Source organism: Streptomyces sp. NPDC001002 (genome assembly GCF_053599215.1).
On record NZ_JBSFLV010000017.1, the window covers coordinates 91,745 to 99,782 of the forward strand.

The following is an 8,038-nucleotide window of genomic DNA, read 5'->3' on the forward strand; positions in this document are numbered from 1 at the left end:
AGAGCGGACATGGCAGACGACATGCAGGACTTCGCGGCCGAGGCACGCGCCTTCCTCGACGCCCACGCGCCGAAGGCCCCCGACCGCACCGCCCCCACCTGGGGCGAGGGCGACGACTCGATGGCCTACTTCAGCAGCCTCCCGCCCGAGGCGGAACGCGAGCACGTGCAACGGGCGCGCGACTGGCAACGCGTCCGCCACGAGAACGGCTTTGGGTGGATCACCGGCCCGGTCGAGTACGGCGGCCGGGGCCTGACCCCCGTCCACGACCTGCTCTACGACGCCGTCGAGTCCGAGTACGAGGTCGCCGACACCGGAGTCCTCAGCGTGATCGGCCTCGGCATGATCGGACCGACGATCCTCGCCCACGCCCAACCCCACATCAAGGAACGGTGGTTGCCCGCGATGTACCGCGGGGACGCCGTCGCCTGCCAGCTGTTCAGCGAACCCGGCGCGGGCTCCGACCTGGCGAGCGTGGCCACCCGGGCGGTCCGGGAGGGCGACCACTGGGTGCTGAACGGCCAGAAGGTGTGGACCTCGGTCGCCCAGCACAGCCAGATCGGCCTCGCCCTCACCCGCACGAACCCGGACGCGCCCAAGCACCGTGGGATCACGGCCTTCCTGGTCCCGATGGACGCCCCCGGCGTCGAGGTCAGGCCGCTGCGCCAGATGACCGGCGGCGCCGACTTCAACGAGGTCTTCCTCACCGATGTCCGCATCCCCGACGACCACCGGCTCGGCGAGGTCGACGGCGGCTGGACGGTCGCCCTGACCACCCTGATGAACGAGCGCGCGACCGTAGGCAGCGAGGGCGTTGGTCCGGTGGGCGCCGCGCTCTCCCCGGACCACCTCTCGGCCCTGATGCGTGCCACCTGGACCTGGGACGACCGCGCCCTGCGCGCCCGGCTCGCGGAACTCCTGGTGGACGTCCTGGCGACCGGGCATCTCAACTCCCGTGCCCTGCGCGATCTGCGCGCCGGCGGCACACCGGGTCCCGAGAGGTCCGTCTCGAAGCTGATGTACGCCCAGAACCTCACCCGCGCCGCGCACTTCGTCTCCGATGCGCTGGGACCCCGGATCATCGCCGACACCGGGCAGTGGGGAACGTACGCCTGGTCCGAACTCCTCCTCGCCACCCCGGCGTTGCGCATCCTCGGCGGCACCGAGGAGATCATGAAGAACATCCTCGCCGAACGCGTCCTCGGACTGCCCAAGGAGGTGCGGTCATGACCGCCGACGAGAGCGAACTCCGCGAACTACGGGCCTCCGTACGGGAGTTCCTGGAGGCCAAGTCACCCGAGGAAGCTGTCCGCAAGCTCATGGAGAGCGAGCCGCGCTTCGACCCGGCGGTGTGGGCACAGGCGGCCGACCAACTGCGGCTGCCGGGCCTGGTGATCCCGGAAGAGTACGGCGGCGACGGCTTCGGCCTGGTCGAACTCGGCGTCGTACTGGAGGAGATGGGGCGTGCCCTGTTGTGTGCGCCCTTCTTCGCGACCGTCGTACTCGCGGCCCAGGCTCTGCTCGCCTCCGGTGACCGGGAGGCCTGCGCCCGTCATCTCCCCGGCATCGCGGCCGGCGGGACGACGGCAGCGCTCGCGGTGGCCGAGGACAGCGGGTCCTGGGACCCCGCATTGATCTCCGCGCGTGCGGTGCCGGACGGGAACGGCGGATGGAAGCTGAGCGGCCGTAAGTCCTTCGTCATCGACGGTACGACCGCCGATCTGGTCCTGGTCGTCGCCCGGACCGTCGCCGGCCCTTCGCTCTTCGCGGTGGAGAGGGAGGCCGCGGGACTGGCGGCAGAGGCTATGGAGACCCTCGACGCCACCCGGGCGATGGCCCGTCTGGCCTTCGACGCGGTGCCCGCAACGCTCGTCGGCTCGGACGGAGCAGCAGGCCGCACCATGGCCAAGGTCCTGGACATCGCGTCGGTCGCCCTCGCCGCCGAGCAGTCGGGCGGGGCCCGCAGATGTCTGGAGGCGAGCGCCGAATACGCCCGCACCCGGCATCAGTTCGGCAGGCCGATCGGCTCCTTCCAGGCGGTCAAGCACAAGTGCGCGGACATGCTCGTCCAGGTCGAACTGGCCGAGGCCGCCTCCCGGGAGGCGGCGCGACTGGCCGACGAGGGCTCCGAGGAGTTCCCCGTCGCGGCGGCCGTGGCGCATGCGTGCTGCTCACGGGCGTACATGTTCGCGGCCATGGAGAACATCCAGGTCCATGGCGGCATCGGTTTCACCTGGGAGCACCCGGCGCATCTGTACTTCCGGCGCGCCAAGTCCTCCCAGCTGCTGTTCGGCGGGCCCGCCGTGTACCACGAGCGGTTGCTGGACCGGCTCGGGATCTGAGCTTGTTCTTTAACCTCTGGTGCTTCTCATGGCCTGCCCACATGTACGGTGCCGTGGTGACAGACGGGCTGTACCCACGGGTGGCGGATGCGTTCCCGGCCCTTGCTACCGAGATCGCTGAACTGCTGCGTGCCGAGGGCGAACCCCTGGCCGAGGTGGTTGCTGACCTGTCCTACTACGGCCCGTGCACCTGTACCGCGACTTGCATCAACCTGCTGACCGCGCCGCCCGGTTCGTCGGGTTCCTCGATGATCCAACTCGAACGCGATGGCATAGACGTCATCTGGCTGAGCTTGAATCCCTCCCGGACCACTATCACCGACATTGAAGTTCTGGACGGACGCGACCTCGGCCCAAGCGCCCAGCGATCTGGTTGACCACGTATCTTCCGCTGACCGCCGGACGTCCAAGCGGCGTGAGGCTGACTACACGATGGCCTCGAACGATGCCCCGAACGTGGTTGCCCGTACGGGGATTCTCAGGACGTGAACACGGCCTTCGTCTGATCCTGTGCTCCGACCAAAGAGGCACTTGACCAGTACGAAGGCCGTGGGGGAATGAGTCTGCTGCTGCCGAGCTGGGTGCGCTCGGCGGTAGCAGGTCGATCACCATGTCAATCGGGCCGTCGGCCGCCGCGGACATCGCCGCGCGGTCGCCGGCCTCGTCCCCGGTGAGCGGAACCGGGCGCACGAGCGGACCGAACCGATCGGCGAGGAGGTCGAGCGCGGCCTGGTTGCGGCCTGGGGCGACCACGCGGCCCGCCCCCATAGCAAGCGCCACCGCAACCGCGCTACTGCCGAGGTTGCCGGTGGCCCCGCTGACGAGCAGCGTCTCACCGGCTGCGAGCCCGCCGTCCAGCAGCCCGCCGTAAGGGATGACGTGTACGCCGAGCGCGGCCCAGCGGGCCGGGTCGTCCCCCGCTGCTGCGGGGAGCGGGAAGACGTTCTCCGTCGGGACTCGCATGAGCCCGGCGAACGAACCGTCGTGCAGGTACCGGGCGAGGCGCGCGCCCCCCTCGCCGCGGGAACTCCAGCCCTGGAGCGTGATGTCGGGCGTCAAGACGTCATCACGCGAGCGCACCGTCGAGTCGCACCACACCAGGTCGCCGGGGCGCAGCCGGGTGGCGTCGGAGCCCACGTGGACGACCCGTCCCACGCCGCCGATCCCGGGCACGACGGGAGGAACCAGGGGGTAGTTCCGCTCGACGCTGAAGACCTCAGCCGCGTAGGGCGCCACGCTGGCGGCGAGGACCTCGACACCAGTCCGCCGCGCAATCCGTGCCCTGCCCGACCACCTGTGGCACCCCGCGCTGGAGCAGGACGGCACCCTGCGCACCGGCGCCGAAGTGGCAGAACTGACCGGAACGGTGGACCTGGCGGACCACCCGGACGGCACCCGGATCATCGTCCGGCGCGAGCGCCCACATCCCGGCGCCCAGTTGTCCTTGTTCGATCTCGACGAGGGCATGCGCCACCAGGTTTCCTCACCGCCCCCCCACGACGAAGGTTTCCCTGCAGCATCTGGAGGTCCGCCACCGTGCGCACGCCCGCGTCGAGGACCGCATCCGCTGCGGCAAGAACACTGGTCTCGGCCGCTTCCCCTCCCGCCACTTCGCCATCAACGCTGCCTGGCTGGAGCTTGCTCTGACCGCCGTCGACCTGCTTGCCTGGACCCAAGTTCTGCTACTGAACGGCGAATTGGCCTCCGTCGAGCCGAAGAAGCTCCGCTACCGGCTGCTGCACGCAGCCGCCCGCTTCACCCGCGGCGGGCGCCGCCTTTACCTGCGGATCTCCGCTACCTGGCCCTGGTGGAGCACCCGACCCGAGCGTCGGGCCTCAGCCATGCTCGCCTGACGGCAAGCGGCCAACAACCACGGGTCGCCGCGATCAGCCCGGCCGATCACTCCCAACCGAAACTCGGAGGCTAAGGGCTCGCAGAGAATCAACGTGTTGATTTGATCTGCGTGGGGCTGCTGTTCGCGAGGAACGCGGTGATGTCGGCGGGCGTGCGGAACCTGGCTGTCGAGGGTGGGATGGTGTAGCCGTGCTCGGCTAGGAGGGGCTGGACTTGGCGAAGGCTCTGGTGAGGGTGCTGCCGTTGACTGCGAAGACTTGGGCGAGCAGGTCTCGGGTGCCGAGTTTGCGCAGGTAGAGCACGGTGGCCGGGACTCTGTCGGCGGTGGTCAGCTTGTCCTTGGCGCCTGCGCCGCGAGCACGGATGCGCTCACCTCCTCGCTGGTGGAGCCGTCCTTGCTCACGTAACTCATCGAGTTTCGCGGTGAGTTTGTCGACGAGTTCGTCCAGTGCCGGTTCGGGCATCCCGGTCAGCTCCGGGTTGCGTAGACACCCAGTGCCGGACTGCGGGGAGGGGCCGGCTGATCGCGGGTTCTTGGCCGCATCGGCTGTGGTGTCGCGAGGTTGAGGGTGGAGGGTGTAGTTCCAGTCGCCGTGGAAGCGGTGGCGGTGCATGGGCAGAGCGTCGATATCGCTGTCGGTGACCTTGATGCCGGTGGCGTAGGTGCCTGGGTCGAGTTCGGCGTGGACTTTCAGCCCGGTGCGGGTGGTGGTCGCAGCGATGCTGTTCACGATGACGTCGTGGCTGGTCAGTGGGCGGCCACGCCAGTTCATGGAGATATGGGAGAACAGCCGGTGCTCGATCTTGTTCCATTTCGAGGTGCCCGGCGGCATGTGGCAGACCGTGATGTCCAGGCCCGTCTCCGCAGCCAGGGCTGCGAGTTCGGTCTTCCAGGTACGGGTGCGGTAGCCGTTGGACCCGCCTGCGTCCGCGGTGATCAGCAGACGGGTGGCATCCGGGTAGTCGTGTCGGCCTCGGGCCTGCCACCAGCGGCGGATGGTGGCGACAGCGAACGCGGCGGTGTCGTGATCGGTGCCGACGCTGACCCAGCCGGTGTTCGCGGCGATGTCATAGATCCAGTACGGGATCGCCTTGCCCGGCCCCTGCCGGTCCAGGAAATCGTGCGTCTTGACCAGTACCGGCTCACCGGCCGGCCGCCACTGGCGGCCCGCGTTCTTGTAGTCGCCGACGAGTTCCTTTTTCTTCGCGTCCACGCTGATCACCGGCTGGCCAGCGCCCATGTACTCCCTGGCGCGCTCGCTGATGTAGCGGAACTGGGCGTCACGGTCCGGGTGCTGCTTGCCCTCGATGGTCTTGGCGCTGGCCTGCAGGCTGAAGCCCTCTTCCCGCAACAGGTCCCCGACCGTGTCCGCGCTCACCCGGTGTCCCTGACGGGTGAGCGCGGCCGCGAGGTTCCTGGTCGACTTCACCGTCCAGCGCAGCGGTGACATCGGGTCGCCCCGTTCGTCAGGTTCCACCAGTGCCGGCAGCGCGGGCCTCAGATCCGGATCAAGGTCCACGGCCTTCTTCCGACCACCACCGGGCCTGCGTACCCGGCCCAGAGGCTCTTCGTCGGCCTCCGACTCGTCCACGCCCTTGCGGACCGTCGTCTCGCTGACCTGTGCCGCCCGCGCGACCGCCCGGACACCGCCGTGACCCAGGATCCGGGCCTCGACGCCCATCATCAGCCGCCGCTGCCGCTCGTCCAGATGTGGGAACAACACCCCGAACTTCACAGCGAGTTGACCACGAACCTCACCGGAAACACCCACAGCAGACCAACGAGCCGGATCACGCGAAGCAACACGTTGATTCTCTGCGAGCCCTTAGTGATGGCAGTCGACGCAGCACCCGGGGAAAGCGCAGGGCACCCGCACCACAAACCTCATAAAGTCACGGCCGTCTCACTGGACTTGAAATCTTCCGGCAGCCCCTGGACTTCGGGCCCAGTTGCGACGGGCCTTGATTCTCGTGCGGGTGTCGAACGGCGCTCCAGAGCGTACTCCCGTCGGAGTAACGTCGTACCGCCTGTCTCCCGAGGGATGACGACCGCAGTATGACGAAACAGCACGGAATCGGGCCTAGCGTTGGGGCTATGCCGGAACTTGATAGTCCACTGCGGAGGTTCGGGGTGGCCACCAAGGCGCTGGCGACGGCGTTCCCTGTCGCCGCATGCGGGGTCACACGCCGACAACAGTGCGGGGCTCGCTGCGGCCGGCCCGGACAGCGCGCACGCGGACGGTCGTCAGCTCCACCACAGCCGCTGCGCACTGGCGAGCGGTTCCTCGACCTGAGCGCTGCCGCGGTGCGCGAGCAGGACGCGAAGACCCCCTGAAGCATCTCGCAGACGGATGCCGTACGGATACCTCACCACACAAACGCCTGAAGAGAGGGACTGACATGAAGCCCATGGGACGCCGCGGCTTTCTCACAGCCAGCACGGCACTTGGCATTGGTGCCGGCCTGTCCACGCACGCCATTCTCTCGGAAGCGAGCGAGAGCGAGACTTCGGACAAGACTTTGGACATTTCACGGCGGGATCAGGACCTGCCCTTCATCGGCACGGAGGAGACCTTTTCGACTCCCACGTTGTTGAAGCTGAACTCCATCAATCAGGATCACATAGCGTTCCTTGAGGAAATTGGTCTTTCGGATCTAGGCCAACGCCGCATCGGCGATATGGATGCGGGGGGACTCAACGTTCAAATCCTCTCTGCTCACACACCCTCCGTGCAAAATGTCCCTGGGCAGAGGGGCATCGACCTTGCTCATCGTCTTAACCGGCAACTTGTAGACGGGCCAATCGCCAAATATCCGGACCGCTTCAAGGCTTTCGCCACCTTGCCCTTGCAGAGCCCGGAGGCGGCGGCGGATGAACTGGAACGCTCGGTTCGGGAAGACGGCTTCTTGGGTGCACTGACCAACGGACACATCGCGAAGAAGTATCTCGATCATCCCGATTTCGAGCCTGTACTGGCATGTGCCGTTGCTCTCGATGTGCCGATCTACCTGCATCCCGGCTATCCGGCTGACGAGGTCTTCAAGATCTACTACAGTACCACGCGGTCTAAATACACGGAAGAGTACCAAGACTACATTTTCAGTGGGTCTGGCTATGGCTGGCACCAGGAGGTGTTGATCCAATGCATTCGGATGATCACGTACGGTGTTTTCGACAGATTCCCCAGACTGAAAATCATCATCGGCCACATGGGCGAAGGTCTTCCCTTCTATTACGAGCGGATCGTCAATGACATGGGCGAGCCGACCAAAGACTCGCTCGAGAAGCCCATCGGGAAATACTTCCAGGACAACTTCTGGGTCACAACCAGCGCATTTCCCCAGACCGAACTGCTCGATCTCCTATTGAAGTACATAAGCGTGGATCGAGTGATGTTCGCAACCGACTACCCGTTCGCGGACATAAAGGAGCAGACCGACTGGTTTCGCGGAGTCGATTTGCCACGCGAAGACAAGGAAAAGATTGCATTCCGAAATGCAGAGAAACTGTTCAGAATGAAAGTGCCCGTGAAGTGATACGCTGATGTCGGCCGAAGTGAATGAATGCTTTGCTGTAAGGCGAGAGTACGGCCGAAGTATGCGGTGCGCGGCTGCCCCATAACGCGGTCTCATACAGGCTCTTCTAAAGGCTGTTAGCGCCCGTTTGGACGGGCGGTCCGCTGCCATATTCACTACCCGCGCCGTTCGAATCCTGAGCTGGGCAAACGCGCAGCGAAGCTTTGCAAACAGGCACTGAGGAGACCAAGGAGACGAGGAGGGCCCCGGGTGGCCGCGGGTGCGGTGTTCGGCTCGGCGGTGGGTCTGGGGACCGCGCTGGTGGG

General features: G+C 66.5%; 4 protein-coding genes and 3 pseudogenes. 5 read left to right on the plus strand and 2 right to left on the minus strand.

What is annotated here, in order from left to right; translation table 11 throughout:
• Window positions 1-9: 9 nt before the first annotated feature.
• The 3 genes from ACWDR3_RS11220 to ACWDR3_RS11230 are packed head-to-tail and all read left to right on the plus strand — an operon-like array spanning window position 10 to window position 2,719.
• The gene (locus ACWDR3_RS11220) at window positions 10-1,230 is read left to right on the plus strand and encodes an acyl-CoA dehydrogenase family protein (RefSeq protein ID WP_450352207.1); all 1,221 of its coding nucleotides are present in this window, start codon (window positions 10-12) and stop codon (window positions 1,228-1,230) included.
• Window positions 1,227-2,342, plus strand: coding sequence for an acyl-CoA dehydrogenase family protein (locus ACWDR3_RS11225; RefSeq protein WP_450352208.1), 1,116 nt, complete (start codon window positions 1,227-1,229; stop codon window positions 2,340-2,342). Before ACWDR3_RS11220 ends, ACWDR3_RS11225 begins: the two co-directional genes overlap by 4 nt.
• Before the next feature lie 56 nt (window positions 2,343-2,398).
• Window positions 2,399-2,719: a hypothetical protein gene (locus ACWDR3_RS11230; protein ID WP_450352209.1), complete on the plus strand. Its 321-nt coding sequence runs from the start codon at window positions 2,399-2,401 to the stop codon at window positions 2,717-2,719.
• Between the two features lie 190 nt (window positions 2,720-2,909).
• Here ACWDR3_RS11230 and ACWDR3_RS11235 read toward each other — a convergent pair.
• Window positions 2,910-3,599 (minus strand): annotated as a pseudogene (locus ACWDR3_RS11235) (alcohol dehydrogenase catalytic domain-containing protein); the annotation flags it as partial.
• Here ACWDR3_RS11235 and ACWDR3_RS11240 point away from each other — a divergent pair.
• Window positions 3,577-4,195: pseudogene (locus ACWDR3_RS11240) on the plus strand (transposase); the annotation flags it as partial. The pseudogenes ACWDR3_RS11235 and ACWDR3_RS11240 overlap by 23 nt on opposite strands.
• Window positions 4,196-4,283: 88 nt before the next feature.
• Here the strand turns inward: ACWDR3_RS11240 and ACWDR3_RS11245 are convergent.
• Window positions 4,284-5,968, minus strand: a pseudogene (locus tag ACWDR3_RS11245) (ISAzo13 family transposase).
• Between the two features lie 628 nt (window positions 5,969-6,596).
• Between ACWDR3_RS11245 and ACWDR3_RS11250 the strand changes: the two are divergent.
• Window positions 6,597-7,733 (plus strand): amidohydrolase family protein, encoded by a 1,137-nt coding sequence (locus tag ACWDR3_RS11250; protein ID WP_450352210.1) that lies wholly within the window; start codon window positions 6,597-6,599, stop codon window positions 7,731-7,733.
• Window positions 7,734-8,038 lie beyond the last annotated feature (305 nt).

Excerpts from the sequence above, each read along its gene's own strand:
- ACWDR3_RS11225 (WP_450352208.1), top strand. The coding sequence starts at position 1,227 with ATGACCGCCGACGAGAGCGAACTCCGCGAACTACGGGCCTCCGTACGG.
- ACWDR3_RS11220 (WP_450352207.1), top strand. The coding sequence starts at position 10 with ATGGCAGACGACATGCAGGACTTCGCGGCCGAGGCACGCGCCTTCCTC.
- ACWDR3_RS11250 (WP_450352210.1), top strand. The coding sequence starts at position 6,597 with ATGAAGCCCATGGGACGCCGCGGCTTTCTCACAGCCAGCACGGCACTT.